This is a genomic window from Paenibacillus sp. FSL W8-0186 (assembly GCF_037969765.1).
Classification (GTDB): domain Bacteria; phylum Bacillota; class Bacilli; order Paenibacillales; family Paenibacillaceae; genus Fontibacillus; species Fontibacillus woosongensis.
This window is the reverse complement of sequence record NZ_CP150207.1, coordinates 3,417,520-3,436,707: the sequence shown is the minus strand read 5'-3', so window position 1 is coordinate 3,436,707 and position 19,188 is coordinate 3,417,520. Positions and strand designations below refer to the sequence as shown.

Below are 19,188 nucleotides of genomic sequence, written 5' to 3'. Positions count from 1 at the left end.
AAAATGATCGTGAGGTGCCAGAACAATGAACATAGAAGTGAATGCCATATTTCAAATTGCAGGCATTGGCATCATTATCGCCATGATACACACGGTGCTCAAGCAAATGGGCAAAGAGGACATGGCACACTGGGTGACCGTGATCGGGTTCGTCGTCGTGCTGTTTATGGTCATCCGATTGCTGGACAATCTCTTTCAGGAAATCAAATCGATCTTTTTATTCCAGTAGGTGATACGGCAGTGGAAATAATCCAGATCGTAGGCTTGGGATTGATCGCCACCATACTCATCCTCACCATCAAGGAACAGAAGCCGATGTTTGCGTTCCTCATCACGGTTGCCACGGGCATCATGATCTTTATGTATTTGGCAGGGAAAATCGGCGGAATCATCGAGGTGCTGGAGCAGCTGGCCGAATCCTCCGGTGTGCAGATGATCTACCTCAAGACGATCCTGAAGATCATTGGAATTGCCTACATTGCCGAATTCGGGGCCCAGATCGTAAGGGATGCCGGGCAGGAGAGCATCGCGTCCAAAATCGAGCTTGCCGGCAAAATACTTATTATGGTATTGGCCATTCCGATCATCAGCATCATTATCGAAACGGTCATGAGGATGCTGCCTGCTTAATGAAATGGGGACAGATGATGAAAAAGAAGATATTCAATTGGCGCAAGCGTTCGATGCTTATGCTCGTCCTCAGTCTCTTCCTGTTATGCCCCCTGCCGCTTGTTACGGCGGAAACTGGTGACGGATGGGTGAAGAAGCAGGCGGAGGAGCTGCCTACGGATCAGGTGGAAACCTATTGGCAGCAGTTGATGAAGGAATATGGCGGTTTTTTTCCGGACCAGAAAATGCCCTCTTTCATGGATATGCTGCTCCAGGATCCGAATGGAGATTCATTTAGCGTCAAAGCGGGCTTCACTGGACTGTTGAAATATATGTGGCATGAGGTGCTGTACAACGGCCATATTCTGGCGACGATCGTACTGCTGTCGGTATTCAGCTCGATTCTGGAAACCTTTCAATCTGCCTTTGAACGCAAGCAAGTCAGTAAAGTCGCCTACGCGATTTGTTATATGGTCATTCTTATTTTGGCGATCAACAGCTTTTATGTGGCGATCTCATATGCTACGGAGGCCATCCGCGGCATGATTGATTTCATGATGGCAATGGTTCCGCTGCTGTTTACACTGCTCGCTTCGATGGGCAATGTGGTCACCGTCTCTGTCACGCATCCTCTCGTCGTATTTATGGTGCATACCGTGGGTACGGTCGTGCATACGATCGTATTTCCGCTGCTGTTCTTCTCCGCTGTCCTTCATATTGTCAGCTCCTTGTCAGAGAAGTACAAGCTGACCCAGCTTGCCAATCTGCTGCGTACGATCAGTATGACTCTGCTCGGCGTTATGTTGACCGTCTTTCTCGGTGTCATTTCGGTGAAAGGCATTACCGGCTCGGTAGCGGACGGTGTGACGCTGCGGGCAGCCAAGTATTTGACCGGGAACTTCGTTCCGGTCGTCGGCAAGGTTTTTGCCGATGCTACAGATACTGTGATTTCAGCCTCGCTGCTCGTCAAAAACTCGATCGGCCTCGTTGGCGTGATCATTCTGCTGTTTTTGTGCGCTTTTCCCGCCATAAAAATATTAACGCTGGCGCTGATATACAATTTGTCGGCAGCGGTAATGCAGCCGCTTGGCGAGACGCCGATCGTGTCCTGCTTGGAGACAATTGGCAAAAGCATGATCTACGTATTTGCTGCCCTTGCCGCAGTAGGATTGATGTTCTTCCTCGCCATCACGATTACGTTAACCGCAGGCAATGTGACGGTGATGATGAGATAGAAGAGATGTGGTGGTGATTTTTTGATGACCTGGCTGGCGGAATGGCTGAAGGAGATTATTTTTGTCGTACTTCTGGCGACGTTCATCGATCTGCTGCTTCCTAATCGTTCAATGGAGAGATACGTGAAACTTGTAGTTAGCCTGCTCATATTGCTGACGTTAATCTCCCCGGTAATGCGCCTATTCGCCCCGGATGCAGAACGGAGGCTGGAAATGGCCTTTATGGACGATAGCGGTAATGAGGAGATGCCAACGGCAGGCACCGAGGAAATATTGCGGCAGGGGGAGCAAATGAGAATGCAAAGGCAGCAGGAGGCGATGCAATGGGCTGGCGAGGAGGCGGCCGCCCGGATGAAGGAGCAAATCGAACGGGAAACCGGACAGCCTGTGCAGCGGGTAGCGGTCCGGCTGGAGTCGGACAAAAACGACGCGGAGCCCACTATCTCAGCGATAGAAGTGTATATAGCGGAAGTAGAGCAGGAACAGGAGGCTTCCCCCATAGAGAATCAAGCCAGCAGCAGCCGGAATGACTCTGCACAGATTATTATAGCGCCAGTGGAGCCTGTGCGTATTGAAGTGAAGCCCCAGAAAAAGGAGCCGGGGGACGAGGACAGCATCCCCGTCATAGCTGATAGCAGCGGTAGCGATATAGCCAGCAATACCGGCACAAAAAATAACGAGAAGGATACTCTGATAAGCGGTTCAACCGGAGAAGGGATCCATACTGGGAATGAGAATCGTCAGGAGCCTGGCCTGTATGGAGAAAGCGTTTCTCAGGAAACGGGTTCAAGCGGACTCAGCCGGCAAATTGCCGGATTGCTGTCGCGTGACTGGGGAATCCCGAAAGAGCTCGTACATATCATACTACCGGAAAATGCGAAATAGCGAGGGGGATATTGATGCTGAATTGGTGGAAGAAGCTGGAGTCGCTGATCGGAAGCGGCTTGGAAGGGAAAAAGAAGGTAAACGCATATCGGCTGCTTATTATACTTGGGTTAATCGGCGTAGCGATCATGCTGTTTAATTCTTTCGTTAATGTGAAGCAGATTGATACAGGCGGTGCAGGGAGAGAACCTCCCGCAGGGCAGGAGATGCTGACGTCCGCGCTGCCCGACCAAGGCGGGGGGGAAGGCAGCTTCGATGCAATCGAGCTGTCGCTGGAGAATAAAACGAAAGAGATTCTGGAGAAGATCGTTGGCGTCGGCGCTGTTGACGTTCTCGTTACGATCGATTCCACGGAGGAACTGATCATTGGCCGCAATACAAAAGACACGCAGCAGCTGACCGAGGAGAATGATAAGGATGGGGGGAAGCGCCATATTACGCAGTACACCCGCGATGGACAGATCGTCACGAATGAAGAAAGCGGCAGCGAGAAGCCGATTATCACCAAAAAGATCAAGCCGAAAGTTCGCGGCGTGCTCATTGTGGCCAGGGGTGCTGAAAACAAGACCGTCAAAAACCTGATCGTTGACGCGGTCGAAAAGGGTCTGAATGTGCCTGCCTACCGGATTTCCGTCGTCCCCAGAAAACAATCGCAGTAAATCCTGCAGGGCATCGATATTAAAAATATTTAAAATATCAAAAATCAAAAACTTTGATTCTAGGAGGAAAAACAATGAAATCGAAAAGACAGACAATTTGGCTCGTCTCCATGCTCAGCTTGATGGTTATTCTCTCGGCTTATTATTTGTTTACTGAAGAGACAGGAATGAATAAGCCCAAAACTACGGATGGCAAACAGGTGACGATGATGGAGCAGGCTGCAGATGACGAAGCCATCGTCGAAGGCAGCGCATTGTCGGATGATGATATTATCGTCTCCGAGGTTACTGCCGGGGATGAGGCTGCGAAGGAGGCCCTTGACGGCAAGGATGAGACCGTTCAGGACAACGAAGGGACAGACGCTTCCCAGAGCATGGAGGCAAATAACGGCGAGGCGGCCGACAAGGCGAAGACCGACCAGCCGAAGCCGGCGGATAAGGACACTGCTTCCGAAAGCGCCAAAGATGAAGATGTACTCAAGAAGCTGGAGTCGGAAGGAATTTTATCGAGAGATTCATTGACTGCTTATCAGATGGACCGCGCCGAGCAGAACATGAAGAAGCAGGAGCAGCTCCTGCAAACGATGAATGACGAAAAGAAAACGCTGGATGAAGCGACGATGGCCCAGCAGCAGCTGAGTGCACTGGAAGAAAAGGAAGCTAAAATCATGGATATCGAGGAGCGTCTCCAGCAGCAGTATGCCAATGCGGTCGTGGCCGAAGATAATGACAGCTACCGGGTCGTCGTGATCAGCGAAAAGCTTCAGGTGAAAGATGCCGTAAACATCGTCGATATGGTGATCAAGGAGCTTGGCGTATCCCAGGATAAAGTCAAAGTACAGTACGTTTCACAATAGTGCGCCTGCTTGGATTACCCGCATTAAAATTATTCATTTGCCGATTGAGCCGGAGAGTCCAAGGGAATCTTGGACTCTTTCCATTTTGATCGATTGTGATATAATACATAAAGTTATGATGCGAAAAGGCCCGAGCTTTGCGAAAAAGCTGAAGGAGTGAAGAAAAAATATGTTCAAATTGAATGAAATCAAAGAGCTGATTGAGCTGGTGGATAAAACCTCGGTTCATGAGCTTGAAATCGAAAATGAAGGTACAAGGCTATGTATTCGCAAGCCAGGCAAAAGCGAGCTTGTGCATGTTCAACCGGCGGTAGTGCCTAGTCTGCCGCAAGTTGCTGCAGCAACTGGACAAGCAATCTCTGCCGCTGCGGATAACGCTCAGGTTCCGGCTGCAGCACAGGGCGCGGAAAGCGCAGCTGCCGATGCTAACCTACATAAGATTGTGTCCCCGATGGTTGGAACATTCTATAGAGCTTCTTCCCCGGATGCAAATCCTTATGTAAACGTAGGAGACAAGGTAGGCGTAAAGACGACCGTCTGTATTATTGAAGCGATGAAGCTGATGAACGAGCTGGAGGCGGAAGTGAAGGGCGAGATCGTCGATATTCTCGTAGAGAACGGGCAGCTCGTGGAATATGGACAGCCTCTCTTTTTGGTGAAGCCGGAATAAGCTACGGTTAAAAGAGGCCTTATTGAAGGTCTTATCTAGCTTTCCAAGGAGGATGGGAAATCAGTGAAATTTCAAAAAGTATTGATTGCAAACCGCGGTGAAATCGCCGTGCGGATTATCCGCGCTTGCCGGGAACTCGGCATTTCTACTGTAGCCGTGTATTCTGAAGCGGATAAGGATTCGCTCCATGTCCGGCTTGCAGATGAAGCTTATTGCATTGGACCGACCTTGTCCAAAGACAGCTACTTGAATTTTACAAACTTGATGAGCGTAGCAACGCTGACAGAATGCGACGCGATTCATCCGGGCTACGGCTTCCTGGCCGAGAATGCGGATTTCGCGGAGATATGCGATTCCTGCAATATTACCTTTATCGGCCCTTCTCCGGAAGCCATTACAAAAATGGGCGACAAGTCTGTGGCGAAGCAAACAATGAAAAACGCAAATGTCCCGGTTATCCCTGGCTCCGACGGCCTGGTCGAAGACCTCGATGAAGCGGTTATGGTCGCGCGTGATATCGGTTATCCGGTGATCATTAAGGCGACAGCCGGAGGCGGCGGCAAAGGCATTCGCCTCGCTGAGGACGAAGCGTCGCTGATTCAGCAAATCACGATGGCACAGCAGGAAGCGCAAAAGGCTTTCGGCAACGCCGGCGTATACTTGGAGAAATATTTAACAGGCATGAAGCACGTTGAAATCCAGATTATTGCGGACAAGCATGGCAATGCCGTCCATTTGGGAGAACGTGATTGCTCAGTACAGCGCAGACGCCAGAAGCTGGTGGAAGAGGCCCCGTGCCCAGTGCTGACGCCCGAGAAGCGACAGGAAATGGGAGAGGCCGCTGTGCGCGCAGCTCTTGCTGTGAACTATTCCGGGGCAGGGACGCTGGAATTTCTGTTAGGCCCCGACGGCCAGTTCTATTTCATGGAGATGAACACGCGTATCCAGGTAGAGCATCCGGTCACAGAAATGATTACCGGCATTGACTTGATCCAGGAAATGATCTCCGTTGCCGAAGGCAATCCGTTATCCTTCAAACAGGAGGATGTCGTCATTAACGGCTGGTCGATCGAATGCCGGATCAATGCGGAGGACCCTACCCGTAATTTTATGCCGTCTCCGGGCAAGATCGGGTTTTATCTGGCGCCGGGCGGACCTGGAGTTCGCGTGGACAGCGGCGCATATCCGGGATATACCATTTCCCCGCACTACGATTCCATGATAGCCAAGCTGATCGTCTGGGCTCCGACCCGCGAGGAGGCCATTGCCAAAATGAAGCGTGCCCTGGCTGAATTTGCGATCGAAGGTATTCATACGACCATCCCTTTCCATCAAAAACTGCTGGATCATCCGGTGTTTATCCGAGGCGATTTTGATATTAAGTTTTTGGAAGAAAATGAGATTTAGAATTCGCCGGCCGTTTGTCATAATGATCCTGAAATGATATAGTATTTATAATAAGTGGCCAGCCTCTTTGTCATGAGGTTTCGTCAAACTTATTGAGAGGTGGATGATAGTAATGAGTACATTGCCTACGGAATTTGAACGCACAGATATCGGAGAAATTCAAATTGCACCCGAGGTTATCGAAGTGATCGCCGGGCTGGCTACGGTTGAAGTGAAAGGCGTTGCCGGCATGAGCGGCGGATTCGCAGGCGGCATTGTCGAGCTGCTTGGCAGAAAGAATCTGTCCAAAGGCGTGAAGGTTGAAGTCGGCCAGCGCGAGGCGGCTGTTGATGTATCCGTTATCGTCGAATACGGCAATCGCTTGCCGGAGGTGGCTACGGAAATTCAACGCAACGTGAAGCGTTCGATCGAAACGATGACCGGACTGACTGTGGTTGAAGTTAACGTACATATTCACGACGTCATTTTTAAGGCGGCTGAGAAAAGTGAAGAGACGGAACTGAGCCATAGGGTGAAATAAAGATTAAGCTAAGAACCCCCGACGATCACCGTCAGGGGTTTACTATAATTTAAGGAGGCTCTATCCGTCGTGCCCAAAATTTTGGACAGACTGCTGCTGTTTATTTACAGCTTAAGCATCGGAATAATTTCTGTCATCGCCATCCTCCTGGTGACAAACGCTGTGCCTGTTGAGCTGAAGCAATATGACAACAGGTCATGGATTATTGCTGCGATCAGCGTGGCTGCTCTTCTGTTTCTGCTAAGCATTCGCTTTTTCTATATTTCGATCAAGCGGGACCGCGGTTCGCTTCCTTCCATCGACCAGAGGACAGAGTACGGGGATATTCAAATTTCGGTCGAGACCATCGAGAATTTATCCTTAAAAGCGGCGTCACGGGTACGCGGCATTCGTGACGTAAAGACGCGTATTCGCATCACGGACTCGGGTCTGGAAATTATCGTCCGCGCATTGGTGGACGGCGAGACTTCCATTCCGGAGCTCACGGGGGAAGTGCAGAAGCAGGTGCATGATCATGTAGAAGAAATTACGGGTATTCCCGTTTCATACGTATCGGTGTATGTTGCTAACGTTGTACAGTCACCTGCGATCAAAAGCCGGGTCGAATAGGGGTGAAGATCCCAATGAATTGGAAGCAAATATGGGAGGATTACAAGGGACGCCTGCTGGGAACGGCAGCCGCGATATTTCTAATTCCCATTTATCTGTTTTTCGGATTTTGGAACATGTTATTTTGTGCGCTTCTCCTGTATGTCGGTTATACGATCGGCAAATATAAGGATATCGACCAAGGTCCGCTCATTCCCTGGAAGGAGCTGCTGGACTGGTTGAACGCGCGCTGGCGCCCTTTTAAATGATTCCTGTGATATGCTGTCTTCCGGAAAAAGAGCTGCGTTTTTATCTTGCCCATTTTTGTGGAGAGAGCATGTCACGGGTTTTTTTTGTTTGAAATCGGTGTAATAGAATACCGGCATTTTGGTTCATCATGAAGTAGTAGGAAGCATAAACGTTGTTCTTATGGAGGTTAAGGAGGAAGCACATGAAACGCAGACTAGCACGGGAAATTGCGATACAGAGCTTGTACCAAATGGAAATGAACGAGGTCGGAGCCGAAGAGGCCGTATCGATGCTCATAGCGGAAGCGGCCGGTGAGAACGAGAGTATGGTCGAATTGTCCGACGTTGATCAGACGAAGGCCTTCGTACTGGAGCTCGTGAGTGGTACTTGGGAGCGCAAAGCAGCCATCGACGAGATGCTGGCCGACTATTTGAAGAACTGGCAGGTTAGCCGATTGTCCAAGGTGGACAGGCAGGTATTGAGACTAGCGGTTTACGAAATGGTATTCCGCGACGACGTACCGGGCAAAGTAGCTGTAAACGAAGCGATTGAGCTGGCCAAGCATTTTGGCGTGGAGGAGTCAGGAAAGTTCGTTAACGGTGTGCTCGGCAAAATGATTCATGATCTGGAGAAATTGAAAAATCAACAATAAATCATATATAAGGTTAAGGGGAGAAGTCTATGACAGCACCAATCATTAACGGAAAACAGGTATCTGAGGAAATTAGAGGGAATATCCGTAAAGAAGTTGAAAGCCTGGCAAGCCAAGGGTTCAAGCCTGGTCTGGCCGTCGTTCTTGTAGGCGAGGACCCGGCTTCGCAAGTATATGTGCGCAATAAGGAGAAAGCATGCCATGACCTCGGATTCTACTCTGAGGTTCATCGCCTGTCTGCTTCCACAACCCAAGAGGAGCTGCTCGCACTTGTAGACAAGCTGAACGGACAGAGCGATATCCACGGTATTCTTGTGCAGCTTCCGCTACCGGGGCATATTGAGGAGAAGGCAGTGATCGATGCGATTGCGGTAGAGAAGGACGTAGACGGCTTCCACCCGGTCAACGTCGGCAATCTGGTCATCGGCGACGATAGCTTGCTGCCTTGCACCCCTGCCGGTGTAATCGAACTGATCAAGCGCACCGGCATTGAGATGTCCGGGAAGCATGCCGTCGTGATCGGCCGCAGCAACATCGTCGGCAAGCCGGTATCCCTGCTGCTGCAGCGGGAGAATGCCACGGTGACGATGTGTCACTCGCGCACGGCGAACATGAAGGAACTGACGAAGCAGGCTGATATCCTCGTTGTGGCGATCGGCCGGGCCAACTTTGTGGATGCTTCGTACGTGAAGCCTGGCGCGGTTGTGATTGACGTTGGAATGAACCGTCTCGACAACGGCAAACTGGCCGGAGACGTGGACTTCGAAAGCGTGAAGGAAGTATCCGGACCGATTACGCCTGTACCAGGCGGCGTGGGCCCGATGACAATTACAATGCTGATGCAAAATACGCTAATTGCAGCCAAGCGGCTTCAAGGCCTTGCCTAGTTGGTTAGCCATAAAGGGGGGAGTGTAAGGCCCCATGGAACAAAAAATATATACAATCAAAGAATTGAATCGCTATATCCGCATGAAGATGGAATCGGACACACTGCTGTCTGAGGTTTGGATCCGCGGAGAAATATCGAACTTTACGCACCATTCCAGCGGACATATGTATTTTACGCTGAAAGATAAGGACAGCCGGATCAAAAGCATCATGTTTGCTTCGCATAATCAGCGGCTGCCCTTTATCCCGCGTGAAGGAACCCGCGTCATTGCCCGGGGCAATGTGTCCGTGTACGAGCGGGACGGGCAGTACCAGTTCTATGCGACGCAAATGCAGCCCGACGGCATCGGCAGCCTGTATCTGGCCTTCGAGCAGCTGAAGCAGAAGCTGGAGGCCGAAGGGCTGTTCGCGCCGCAGCGCAAGCGGCCATTGCCTGCGTTTCCGCGTGTGATTGGCGTTGTCACATCCCCGACCGGCGCTGCCGTACGGGACATTCTGACGACGCTGGAGCGGCGGTATCCGCAGGCCAAGATCGTTCTGCACCCTGTGCTTGTGCAGGGCAAGGGCGCGGCGCCGTCCATCGTCAAGGCAATCCGGACGATGAATGCGCTTGGCGAGGCCGACGTACTGATCGTCGGCCGGGGCGGCGGCTCGCTGGAGGAGCTGTGGGCGTTCAACGAAGAGGCGGTCGCGCGCAGCATCTACGAATCGGCGATTCCCGTCATCTCGGCCGTAGGCCATGAGACGGATTTTACGATCGCCGACTTCGTGGCCGACCTGCGCGCCGCCACGCCCACCGCCGCCGCCGAGCTCGCCGTGCCGCATGCCGCCGAGCTGCGCGAGCAGCTGCGCCAGCGCGAGAGGGTGCTGCAGCAGGGCTTGCAGCACCAGCTCCGCCAGGCGCAGGAGCGCTTGCGGCGGCTGGCGGCCTCGCCGGCGCTGCGGCAGCCGCGGCGCAGCCTGCTCCAGCACGCGGAGCGGCTGGACATGCTGCAGGCGCGGCTCGTGCGGCGCATGCGGGCGCAGGCGGAGCTGACGGGCGCGGCGCATGCCCGGCTGCATCAGCGGCTGCTGCGCTACCATCCGCAGGATACGCTGGCGCTGACGAAGCGGCGTCATGAGGAGGCTAGCCGGCTGCTGCGCTCGGCGATGAACGGCATTTTGAAGGAGAAAAGCCAGACGCTTGCTTACGGGATTAGGCAGCTCGACGCTCTAAGCCCGCTGAAGGTCATGGCTCGAGGATATAGTCTTGTATACGACGAGAAAGGGCGGCGTTTAGTCAAGTCGCTGAAAGATGTAGAGCCTGGAGATCTGGTCAGGGTCAAGCTTACTGATGGCGAGCTGGACTGCCAGGTTTGGGGCATGAGGGGAGAAGGTGACGATCTTGGAGACTGAGAAGCAGAATCTGAAGGAGCTTAAGGAGCAGGACTACAGCTTCGAGGAAGCGATGAACGAACTGGAGGATATCGTGTCCCAACTGGAGCATGGCGACGTGCCATTGGAGAAGGCGATCGATCTGTTTCAGAAAGGCATGCAATTATCGCAATTATGCGGCAGTAAATTATCGCAGGTTGAACGGAAAATTGAAATGATCATGGAAGCCGACGGACAAATCGTGAAGAAACCCTTCGATCCATTGACTGAAGAGAGCGGTGATTCGGTTGGATAAGCAGGCGATTTCTCCTTATATCGAGGAAATTTCAGCGCTTGTGACCTCTCATTTGCAGCAGACGATTCCGTCTGAATGGAGTTTCCCGGACAATCTGAAGGAAGCCATGAGCTATTCCCTGATGGCCGGCGGCAAGCGACTTCGCCCGCTGCTGGTCATCGCTGCGGCTGAGGCGCTACACGGAAGCCGCGATGCGGCTCTGCCCGTCGCCTGCGCCGTAGAAATGGTGCATACGTACTCGCTGATCCATGATGATCTCCCGGCGATGGACGATGATGATTTTCGCCGCGGCAAGCCGACAAATCACAAGGTGTTTGGCGAAGCGATGGCGATTTTGGCGGGTGATGCCTTATTGACCCATGCCTTCTACAGCGTTGTTCAGGCGAGCAAACATCATGGCGTTCCCGCCGAGGCCGCGCTGGCCATCGTGGAGGATTTGGCCCGTTATGCAGGGCCTTCCGGCATGGTCGGGGGGCAGGCTGCTGATATGGAAGGGGAGCAGGGGCTGACCGATCTCGACCAGCTTCGCTACATACATGAGCATAAGACCGGTGATTTGATCGTCTTCTGTTTGAAGGCCGGAGGACGCATCGCATCCGCTTCAGCCGAGCAGCTGCAAGCTCTAGAGACTTTTGGCCGGGCGATCGGGCTCGCATTTCAAATCCAGGACGATATTCTTGATCTAGTCGGGGACGAGAGCAAGCTCGGCAAGAAAACGCAGAGCGATCTCAAACAGCAGAAGGTAACCTATCCTTATTTTATCGGTCTTGAAGAGTCGCGGGCTGAAGTGGACCGTCTGACCAGGCAGGCGAGGGAAGCGGTTTCAAACGGACTCGTTCCTAGCCCTGAGCGTCTGTTGGGAATCGCCGATTATTTGATGCACCGGGATCGTTAAGGAAAGAGCTGCAAGGGGACAGTATGCTTGGATAACTTCGACAAAAGTTATTCATATGTTATAATTAGTGTCATTATAATTAGCAACATGAGAAATCCAATGAAGGAAGCGGGGAATTCGCTTTGCTGCTCTCTCAAATTCATGAGCCCGACGATTTGAAACAACTTCCAATCGAACAATTGACGCCGTTAGCCGCCGAGATCCGCCAGTTTCTTATCGAGAAGCTGTCTGTGACAGGAGGACATCTTGCGTCCAATTTGGGTGTAGTGGAGCTGACTATCGCGCTGCATTACTGCTATAACAGTCCTAGGGACAAATTTATTTTTGACGTCGGTCATCAAGCATATGTCCATAAAATCCTCACCGGCCGCATGGACCGGTTTGATACACTGCGCAAGCATAATGGATTGTGCGGATTTGTCAAACGCTGCGAAAGCGAGCATGACGTATGGGAAGCTGGTCACAGCAGCACATCGCTCTCAGCAGCTATGGGAATGGCCTTGGCCAGGGATTTAAAGGGCGGGGACAACAAAGTTGTCGCTATTATCGGCGATGGCGCCTTGACGGGCGGCATGGCTTTTGAAGCCTTGAATCATATCGGCCATGAACAGAAGGATTTAATGGTTATTCTGAATGACAATGAAATGTCAATTGCACCTAACGTCGGGGCGATGCATAATTATTTGACGAAAATCAGATCTGATAAAAATTATTTGCGCGCTAAAGACGAAGTGGAGCAATTGCTGAAGAAAATACCGGCGATTGGCGGCAAGCTGGCTAAAACGGTCGAGCGGCTGAAGGATAGCCTGAAATATGCAATGGTATCCGGCGTTCTGTTCGAGGAGCTCGGATTTACGTATCTCGGACCGGTTGACGGACATGACCTCGCGGGATTGATTGAGGCGTTCACCCAGGCTAATAACGTGAACGGGCCGGTGCTGGTTCATGTATTGACCACGAAAGGCAAGGGGTATACTCCCGCCGAAGAGGACTCCCATAAATGGCACGGAATCACGCCTTACAAGATCGAATCCGGCCAGGTGCTCAAGGCCGTCGGCAATCCGATGTATACCGAGGTATTTGGCAGGACGCTAATCGAGCTGGCGGAGCAGGATGAACGGATCGTGGCGGTGACGCCAGCGATGCCGGGCGGCTCCGGGCTGGTGAAATTTGGCGAGCGCTTCCCGGACCGGATGATCGATGTCGGAATTGCCGAGCAGCATGCGGCTACGATGTGCGCGGCGCTTGCCATGGAGGGAATGAAGCCGGTGTTTGCGGTGTATTCCACTTTCATGCAGCGGGCGTACGATCAGATCGTCCATGATATTTGCCGCCATAACGCAAATGTTATGTTCGCCATTGACCGGGCCGGCTTTGTCGGTGCGGATGGCGAGACGCATCAAGGCGTATATGATATCGCATTTATGCGCCACATTCCCAATATCGTGCTGATGATGCCGAAGGACGAGAACGAACTGCGCCACATGATGAAGACGGCGCTTGAATATAACGATGGTCCGATCGCGTATCGTTACCCTCGTGTCAACGTTCCGGGGGTTCCCTTGGATGAAGAGCTTAAGCCCATACCGATCGGCAGCTGGGAGAAGCTCCGCGAAGGCGATCAAGTTGCGATCGTCGCCACGGGTCCCATGGTGCAGGTTGCCGAGGAAGCGGCCGAGATACTGAAGCGGGAAGGCGTTAGTATCGGTGTGGTAAATGCCCGCTTCCTGAAGCCCCTCGATAACAGCATGCTGCTTAATCTGGCGGGTGCCGGAACGAAGCTGATCGTGCTTGAGGAAGCTTGTCAGGCTGGAAGCCTGGGAAGCGCGGTGCTCGAATTCTATGCCGAGCACGGAATCACTGGCACCGACGTGTCTCTCATGGGCATTCCGGACCGGTTCATCGAGCATGGCAGCATCAAGGAGCAGCTGCGGGAGGTTGGACTGACCGCCGAGGCTGTCGTGGAGCAAATTCAGCAGTACCGGGCAGAACATCAGTTCAGCTTCGGCAAGAAAGTCAAACCATCTTAACAAGACAGAGTCAGGAGAATGTTATGTCTGTGTCCAAGGAACGCATAGATGTCTTGTTGGTCGAGCAGGGCTATTTCGACAGCAGAGAAAAGGCCAAAACCGCGATCATGGCAGGGCTCGTATTCGGGAATCAGGAACGGATCGAGAAGGCTGGCACCAAAGTACCGAGAGATACGAAGCTAACGGTCAAGGGAGCAATCCATCCGTATGTAAGCCGCGGGGGATTGAAGCTGGAGAAAGCCTTGAAGCTGTTTCAGATCGATATGAACGGACGGGTTATGCTCGATATCGGCTCGTCGACCGGCGGATTTACGGATTGCGCCCTTCAGCACGGCGCCAGTTACGTATATGCGATTGATGTTGGCTATAACCAGCTGGATTGGTCGCTGCGGAACGATGAACGCGTCAACGTCAAGGAGCGGACCAATTTCAGATATATGACGCCGGAGGATTTGGACGGACCAAGTCCTGATTTCGCAAGCATTGACGTCTCTTTTATTTCATTACGGATTATTCTTCCCCCGCTTGTCGCGCTGCTTGGGCGGCCTGCGGATATCGTTGCATTGATCAAGCCGCAATTCGAAGCAGGACGGGAGAAGGTCGGCAAGTCTGGCGTCGTACGCGATGCAAAGGTTCACCAGGAGGTGCTGGAGACGGTGCTCAGCTTTGCGTCCGAGCTGGGATATGTTCTGCAGGGGTTGACTTACTCCCCGATTACAGGCGGAGAAGGCAATATTGAATTTTTGGCCCATTTAAGGCTGCTGCCCCCTGAGGAGAGGGATCTGCTTGCTGGAGCAGAAACTTCCGATGCATTGCAGCATATTCGCGACACCTCACAACGTGTCGTGCAGGAAGCAAAGGATACGTTTACGACCAAAAGCCCATCTTATTGATGGGCTTTTTTGAGCTGTCAAAGGAATGGGTTCTGAGCCAAGGTGAAGTTAACGCTCACAATAGACACTTTTTATGCATATATTCATTAAAAAGTTGCATACAGAACGAGTGTTCGCTTATAATGACAATATACGAATAATTATGTACTAATGCTTAACAATATCCACATGTAAACAGGAGGTTATCCAATCGCGTCGAATTAATCATCTGAGGTGATTTCGATGAGCGATTATACCGATGGTTTTCTCATGGTAGCCATAGCGGGTATTGCCTTATTGCTGCTGTATCGCGGATTCAGGATATGGCTGCGCAAGCCATTTACGCTGGGCTCTGGTGTCGGCTTTGAGTTTAACGAGGACATTCAGGAGCATCCGGCCGTTGATTTGCTGGAGTCGGCAGGCTATAAGATCGTAAGTGACAAGCTGAAGGTTCCGCTCGCATTCCGGGTGGAAGAACAGGTGCTGCACAGCCGGTTATATATCGATTATGTTGTGAAGAAGCATGGAGAATACTATTTGGTAAGGAGATCGAGAGAACGCCGGCTGGTCGAATGGACAGGCGCCGGACTTCGCCGTGAAATACTTCCTTACCTGCTTCTGTATCCTGACTGTGCAGGCGTGCTCTATATCGATACCGAACAGGGACAAATCAAAGAAATCACCTTAAACACAGATTCGGACGATGCCGATGAGGCGTCGTATATCAAAGATATATGGAGGACAAGATGAAGGGTCAACGGCATATTAAGATCAGGGAAATTATTAGCGCCCACGAAATCGAAACACAAGATGAGCTGGTAGATGCACTGCGCCAAGCCGGATTTCAAGTCACGCAGGCTACTGTGTCTCGGGATATCAAGGAACTGATGCTGATCAAGGTACCTACCGACGATGGCAAATATAAATACTCGATGCCCACGGCACAGCGCTACAATCCTGTGCAGAAGCTGCAGCGGGCGCTCGTAGACAGCTTTGTGCATATTGACCATACGGGAAATTTGGTCGTTATGAAATGCTTGCCGGGAACAGCCAATTCGGTAGCGGTTCTGCTGGACAACATGGAATGGCCCGATTTGCTCGGAACAATTTGCGGCGATGATACAATACTGTTAATCTGCCGTAACGAAGATTACAGCCATTACGTCATCGATCAAATTATGGCGTTTATTTCATAATTCACATGCAGCTGTGGTGATATTTGCTGCATTGTTTACATTTGGCGAAAGGAGTGCCTTTACTTGCTCGTTCATTTATCCATTCGGAATTTAGCCGTTGTCGAGGCGGTTGATGTCACGTTTGACCGGGGGTTTCATGTATTGACCGGTGAGACCGGGGCAGGGAAATCGATTATCATTGATGCGCTGGGACTGATATCCGGCGGAAGGGGCTCGGCGGATTTAATCCGTTACGGCAGCGACAAAGCGGAGATGGAGGCTGCTTTCGAGCTGAAGGAGCATCATCCGGTATGGGCTATACTCGGCGAGCTGGGGATTAGCGCGGATCCTGGTGAAGCGCTGATTGTACGCCGCGAGATTAGCGCTCAAGGCAAGAGCTATTCCCGGATCAACGGCCAATTGGTTAACTTGTCTATGCTCCGGCAAGTAGGCGAGAGCCTGATCAATCTGCACGGCCAGCATGAGCACCAGACCCTGCTTCATCCAGAGCGGCATTTGATGCTGCTGGATGCGTTTGGTTCTGAGGATATTGCCGCCGTAAAAGCAAAGTATCGGGAAGCTTACTCGGCGTTCCAGCGGGTGGACAAAGAATGGAGAGAATTGCAAAGCACGAGCCAGCAGGCACTGCAAATGCTTGATTTATACCGTTTCCAGCTGGAGGAGATTGCGGCTGCGGCACTCCAGCCAGGAGAGGATGAATTACTTGCCGAGGAAAAGGTAAAGCTATCCCATAGCGAGAAAATGATGGACTCGGTGTCAGGGGCTTACGATCTGCTATACGGACCGCAGGGGCTGGAAGCGATCGCAAAGGCAGTATCCCGGTTAGAGGACGTTGCGGGATATGACCAGAAAGGGATTGCGCCTTTGCTCGAGCAGCTGCAGTCCGCGTATTACTTGCTGGAGGATGTATCCTTTGCCCTGCGTGATTACCGGGACAAGATCGAGTTTAATCCCGAACGGCTGGAGGAGGTTGAGGAGCGTCTCGACTTGATTTCCACTCTGCGCCGTAAATACGGCGACGATATCAAAGGAATTCTTCAATACTATGAGCAAATATCCCGCGATACGGATATGCTGGAGAATAAGGACGAGCGGCTGGAGAAGCTGTCTGCTGAACGGGAGAAGCTGCTCCATGCGGCTTTGATGGAAGCGGCAGCGCTTAGCGCTGTACGCCGGGAAAAAGCGGATCTGCTGGCGCAGCAAATTGAAAACGAGCTGAAGGATCTGCAAATGGGTCGCACTTCCATTGAAGTCAAGCTGGAACGTACATTGGACCCAAGAGGGGTTGAATGGGAAGGCCATTTGGTAAAACTCAGCAAACACGGCATGGACAGCGCCGAATTCCTAATTTCTCCGAATCCTGGGGAGCCGCTGCGCTCTTTGAGCAAAATTGCCTCTGGCGGAGAATTGTCACGGATCATGCTGGCGCTGAAGAGTATTTTTGCCCGTCATGACGAGGTTCCCGTATTAATCTTTGATGAGGTGGATACGGGGGTCAGCGGCCGGGCTGCACAGTCGATCGCTGAGAAGCTGTACCGGTTATCCGCGACATGCCAGGTATTCTCGATTACCCATTTGCCTCAGGTTGCTTGTATGGCGGATCAGCAATATCTGATCGAGAAAATTGTGGCGGACGGACGAACAATGACAAAAGTGGAGCATTTGGATGAGAACGGACGGGTCAATGAGCTGGCCCGAATGCTTGGAGGCGTGGAGATTACTGACAGTACACGCCACCATGCCAAGGAAATGCTTAAACTGGCTCGGGCGCAGAAGGGTGTGATTTGACGAGCGGAACAATGATTGACAGTAATAAAAGACCACACCCGGGGTATCTTATAGGTACGCAATTGGCGACCACCTTTTCGTCAAGCGAAAGAAGCTAAGGGAGCGTGACAGCCATTGAACCCGAACCTCAGGAGTAGATTTCTCGGTCTTTTACTTGCCTTCTTCTTTTGTTTCCTTGGCACGTCAGCCGTCGAAGGTCATTCGCCGATGCTGCCGGATGAACTGCGCATGTTTCAAGGCCAGGGCGCACAAATCGATCTGGCCATACCCGTACTGGCTGAGGTTAGCGTTGATCGGCCCGATGTTGTGATGTTGAACGACCAACCTAACTCCTCCATGAAGGTATCCCTCGGCTCGCCGTTAAAGCTATCCTCGCTGAACAGCGGCGAAGCCAAGCTCCGCATGAAGCTTTTTGGACAAATTCCTCTGAAGCCAGTGAAAGTAAATGTCATCCCTGATTTAAAGGTTATCCCAGGGGGACAAACGATTGGCGTTAAAGTGAAATCCGACGGCATTCTGGTAGTAGGCCACCATCTGGTAAATACAGACAAGGCCAAAATTTCGCCTGGAGAGGCATCAGGCATTCAACCGGGTGATTTAATTACCCATCTGAACGGTACACGTCTGAAAGACGTGCACGAGGTCGCGTCTTTAGTCGAGCAAGCAGGCAACAATAAGAAGCCTCTAAAAGTCGTGTACAAACGAAGCAATAAAGAATTTACGACCACGTTAACTCCAGCCTTCGATAAGCAGGACAAGGCTTGGAGATTGGGGCTGTACATCCGCGATTCCGCTGCTGGCGTGGGAACTTTAACCTTCTATGCTCCAAATGAAGGTGTTTATGGGGCGCTTGGACACGTGATTACCGATATGAATACACAAACGCCAATTATTGTAGGAAGCGGACAAATTCTCCAGTCCAGCGTAACTTCTATTTCCAAGAGTGAAAGCGGCGAACCCGGCGAGAAGCGGGCACATTTCGTCAAAGAAGGCAAAACACTGGGAACGATCGAGCGAAATACGCATTTCGGCATATTCGGCAAGATGTCGGAAAATCCGGATCACAGCGTGTATAAGAAGCCGATACCGGTAGCATTCTCCGAAGAGGTAAAGGAGGGGCCGGCGGAAATATTGACGGTCGTGGAAGGCCAGCAGGTGGAGCGGTTTAAGGTAGAAATCGCTCACGTGTCGCGGCAGAGCACACCACAAACTAAGGGTCTGGTCATTCGCATCACTGATCCAAGGCTGGTGGAGAAGACCGGAGGCATTGTGCAGGGAATGAGCGGCAGCCCAATTATACAGAACGGTAAATTAATCGGCGCGGTAACTCATGTGTTTGTAAATGATCCGCGTTCGGGCTACGGGTGCTTTATTGAATGGATGCTGCAGGATGCGGGTATTTTGAAGGATAAGACGACTTCAACCAATCTTAAGGCGAGTTAGCGCCTTAAGATTGGTTTTTTGTTTAAGAAGTAAAAATACAGAGTCCAAAAATTAAAAATATTAATCTTAATAGGCG

At 51.7% G+C, this 19,188-nt stretch carries 22 protein-coding genes; all 22 read left to right on the top strand.

Annotated elements, in window-relative coordinates; all coding sequences use genetic code 11:
- Positions 1 to 25: 25 nt before the first annotated feature.
- The 22 genes from spoIIIAC (at position 26) to spoIVB (ending at position 19,112) form a co-directional block, all read left to right on the top strand.
- Positions 26 to 229, top strand: coding sequence for a stage III sporulation protein AC (gene spoIIIAC, locus MKX50_RS15570; protein WP_155610207.1), 204 nt, complete (start codon positions 26 to 28; stop codon positions 227 to 229).
- A gap of 11 nt (positions 230 to 240) precedes the next feature.
- Positions 241 to 630, top strand: a complete 390-nt coding sequence (gene spoIIIAD / locus MKX50_RS15565; protein WP_213590517.1) for a stage III sporulation protein AD — start codon at positions 241 to 243, stop codon at positions 628 to 630.
- 14 nt (positions 631 to 644) lie between these two features.
- Positions 645 to 1,844: a stage III sporulation protein AE gene (spoIIIAE, locus tag MKX50_RS15560; protein WP_339157324.1), complete on the top strand. Its 1,200-nt coding sequence runs from the start codon at positions 645 to 647 to the stop codon at positions 1,842 to 1,844.
- Between the two features lie 24 nt (positions 1,845 to 1,868).
- Complete coding sequence (spoIIIAF, locus tag MKX50_RS15555; RefSeq protein WP_244996394.1) at positions 1,869 to 2,729, top strand: stage III sporulation protein AF; 861 nt, start codon at positions 1,869 to 1,871, stop codon at positions 2,727 to 2,729.
- Positions 2,730 to 2,743: 14 nt separating this feature from the next.
- Entirely contained in the window at positions 2,744 to 3,388 is a 645-nt protein-coding gene (spoIIIAG, locus tag MKX50_RS15550) for a stage III sporulation protein AG (protein ID WP_213590520.1), read from the top strand.
- A 74-nt stretch (positions 3,389 to 3,462) separates the two neighbouring features.
- The gene (locus MKX50_RS15545; protein WP_339157323.1) at positions 3,463 to 4,245 is read left to right on the top strand and encodes a SpoIIIAH-like family protein; all 783 of its coding nucleotides are present in this window, start codon (positions 3,463 to 3,465) and stop codon (positions 4,243 to 4,245) included.
- Positions 4,246 to 4,414: 169 nt separating this feature from the next.
- Entirely contained in the window at positions 4,415 to 4,915 is a 501-nt protein-coding gene (accB, locus tag MKX50_RS15540) for an acetyl-CoA carboxylase biotin carboxyl carrier protein (protein WP_213590522.1), read from the top strand.
- A gap of 63 nt (positions 4,916 to 4,978) precedes the next feature.
- Positions 4,979 to 6,322 carry an acetyl-CoA carboxylase biotin carboxylase subunit gene (accC, locus tag MKX50_RS15535; protein ID WP_339157322.1) on the top strand — a complete coding sequence of 448 codons (1,344 nt, stop codon included), beginning with the start codon at positions 4,979 to 4,981 and terminating at the stop codon, positions 6,320 to 6,322.
- Positions 6,323 to 6,434: 112 nt separating this feature from the next.
- Positions 6,435 to 6,842, top strand: coding sequence for an Asp23/Gls24 family envelope stress response protein (locus MKX50_RS15530; protein WP_213590524.1), 408 nt, complete (start codon positions 6,435 to 6,437; stop codon positions 6,840 to 6,842).
- Positions 6,843 to 6,911: 69 nt separating this feature from the next.
- Entirely contained in the window at positions 6,912 to 7,451 is a 540-nt protein-coding gene (gene amaP, locus MKX50_RS15525) for an alkaline shock response membrane anchor protein AmaP (RefSeq protein ID WP_213590525.1), read from the top strand.
- A 14-nt stretch (positions 7,452 to 7,465) separates the two neighbouring features.
- On the top strand, positions 7,466 to 7,699 hold the full coding sequence (locus MKX50_RS15520) for a DUF2273 domain-containing protein (protein ID WP_155610200.1): 234 nt from the start codon (positions 7,466 to 7,468) through the stop codon (positions 7,697 to 7,699).
- A gap of 182 nt (positions 7,700 to 7,881) precedes the next feature.
- Positions 7,882 to 8,331: a transcription antitermination factor NusB gene (gene nusB, locus MKX50_RS15515; protein WP_213590526.1), complete on the top strand. Its 450-nt coding sequence runs from the start codon at positions 7,882 to 7,884 to the stop codon at positions 8,329 to 8,331.
- A gap of 29 nt (positions 8,332 to 8,360) precedes the next feature.
- Positions 8,361 to 9,218, top strand: coding sequence for a bifunctional methylenetetrahydrofolate dehydrogenase/methenyltetrahydrofolate cyclohydrolase FolD (gene folD, locus MKX50_RS15510; RefSeq protein ID WP_339157321.1), 858 nt, complete (start codon positions 8,361 to 8,363; stop codon positions 9,216 to 9,218).
- A 34-nt stretch (positions 9,219 to 9,252) separates the two neighbouring features.
- Positions 9,253 to 10,614, top strand: a complete 1,362-nt coding sequence (gene xseA / locus MKX50_RS15505; protein WP_213590528.1) for an exodeoxyribonuclease VII large subunit — start codon at positions 9,253 to 9,255, stop codon at positions 10,612 to 10,614.
- On the top strand, positions 10,601 to 10,888 hold the full coding sequence (xseB, locus tag MKX50_RS15500) for an exodeoxyribonuclease VII small subunit (RefSeq protein WP_339160148.1): 288 nt from the start codon (positions 10,601 to 10,603) through the stop codon (positions 10,886 to 10,888). Before xseA ends, xseB begins: the two co-directional genes overlap by 14 nt.
- A complete protein-coding gene (locus MKX50_RS15495) occupies positions 10,881 to 11,783 on the top strand; it encodes a polyprenyl synthetase family protein (protein ID WP_339160146.1) in 903 nt (300 codons plus the stop codon). The genes xseB and MKX50_RS15495 overlap by 8 nt, the downstream gene beginning before the upstream one ends.
- A 122-nt stretch (positions 11,784 to 11,905) precedes the next feature.
- The gene (dxs, locus tag MKX50_RS15490; RefSeq protein WP_213590529.1) at positions 11,906 to 13,813 is read left to right on the top strand and encodes a 1-deoxy-D-xylulose-5-phosphate synthase; all 1,908 of its coding nucleotides are present in this window, start codon (positions 11,906 to 11,908) and stop codon (positions 13,811 to 13,813) included.
- A 23-nt stretch (positions 13,814 to 13,836) separates the two neighbouring features.
- Positions 13,837 to 14,706 (top strand): TlyA family RNA methyltransferase, encoded by an 870-nt coding sequence (locus MKX50_RS15485; protein ID WP_213590530.1) that lies wholly within the window; start codon positions 13,837 to 13,839, stop codon positions 14,704 to 14,706.
- 222 nt (positions 14,707 to 14,928) lie between these two features.
- A complete protein-coding gene (locus tag MKX50_RS15480) occupies positions 14,929 to 15,435 on the top strand; it encodes a hypothetical protein (protein WP_339157320.1) in 507 nt (168 codons plus the stop codon).
- Positions 15,432 to 15,881, top strand: a complete 450-nt coding sequence (argR, locus tag MKX50_RS15475; protein WP_155610192.1) for a transcriptional regulator ArgR — start codon at positions 15,432 to 15,434, stop codon at positions 15,879 to 15,881. Before MKX50_RS15480 ends, argR begins: the two co-directional genes overlap by 4 nt.
- Before the next feature lie 63 nt (positions 15,882 to 15,944).
- Entirely contained in the window at positions 15,945 to 17,669 is a 1,725-nt protein-coding gene (gene recN / locus MKX50_RS15470; RefSeq protein ID WP_339157319.1) for a DNA repair protein RecN, read from the top strand.
- A 114-nt stretch (positions 17,670 to 17,783) separates the two neighbouring features.
- Positions 17,784 to 19,112, top strand: coding sequence for a SpoIVB peptidase (spoIVB, locus tag MKX50_RS15465; protein WP_213590533.1), 1,329 nt, complete (start codon positions 17,784 to 17,786; stop codon positions 19,110 to 19,112).
- Positions 19,113 to 19,188 lie beyond the last annotated feature (76 nt).

Coding starts and splice junctions, on each gene's coding strand:
- spoIIIAC (WP_155610207.1), top strand. CDS start 26: ATGAACATAGAAGTGAATGCCATATTTCAAATTGCAGGCATTGGCATC.
- spoIIIAE (WP_339157324.1), top strand. CDS start 645: ATGATGAAAAAGAAGATATTCAATTGGCGCAAGCGTTCGATGCTTATG.
- spoIIIAF (WP_244996394.1), top strand. CDS start 1,869: ATGACCTGGCTGGCGGAATGGCTGAAGGAGATTATTTTTGTCGTACTT.
- spoIIIAG (WP_213590520.1), top strand. CDS start 2,744: ATGCTGAATTGGTGGAAGAAGCTGGAGTCGCTGATCGGAAGCGGCTTG.
- MKX50_RS15545 (WP_339157323.1), top strand. CDS start 3,463: ATGAAATCGAAAAGACAGACAATTTGGCTCGTCTCCATGCTCAGCTTG.
- accB (WP_213590522.1), top strand. CDS start 4,415: ATGTTCAAATTGAATGAAATCAAAGAGCTGATTGAGCTGGTGGATAAA.
- MKX50_RS15530 (WP_213590524.1), top strand. CDS start 6,435: ATGAGTACATTGCCTACGGAATTTGAACGCACAGATATCGGAGAAATT.
- MKX50_RS15520 (WP_155610200.1), top strand. CDS start 7,466: ATGAATTGGAAGCAAATATGGGAGGATTACAAGGGACGCCTGCTGGGA.
- nusB (WP_213590526.1), top strand. CDS start 7,882: ATGAAACGCAGACTAGCACGGGAAATTGCGATACAGAGCTTGTACCAA.
- folD (WP_339157321.1), top strand. CDS start 8,361: ATGACAGCACCAATCATTAACGGAAAACAGGTATCTGAGGAAATTAGA.
- xseA (WP_213590528.1), top strand. CDS start 9,253: ATGGAACAAAAAATATATACAATCAAAGAATTGAATCGCTATATCCGC.
- MKX50_RS15485 (WP_213590530.1), top strand. CDS start 13,837: ATGTCTGTGTCCAAGGAACGCATAGATGTCTTGTTGGTCGAGCAGGGC.
- MKX50_RS15480 (WP_339157320.1), top strand. CDS start 14,929: ATGAGCGATTATACCGATGGTTTTCTCATGGTAGCCATAGCGGGTATT.
- argR (WP_155610192.1), top strand. CDS start 15,432: ATGAAGGGTCAACGGCATATTAAGATCAGGGAAATTATTAGCGCCCAC.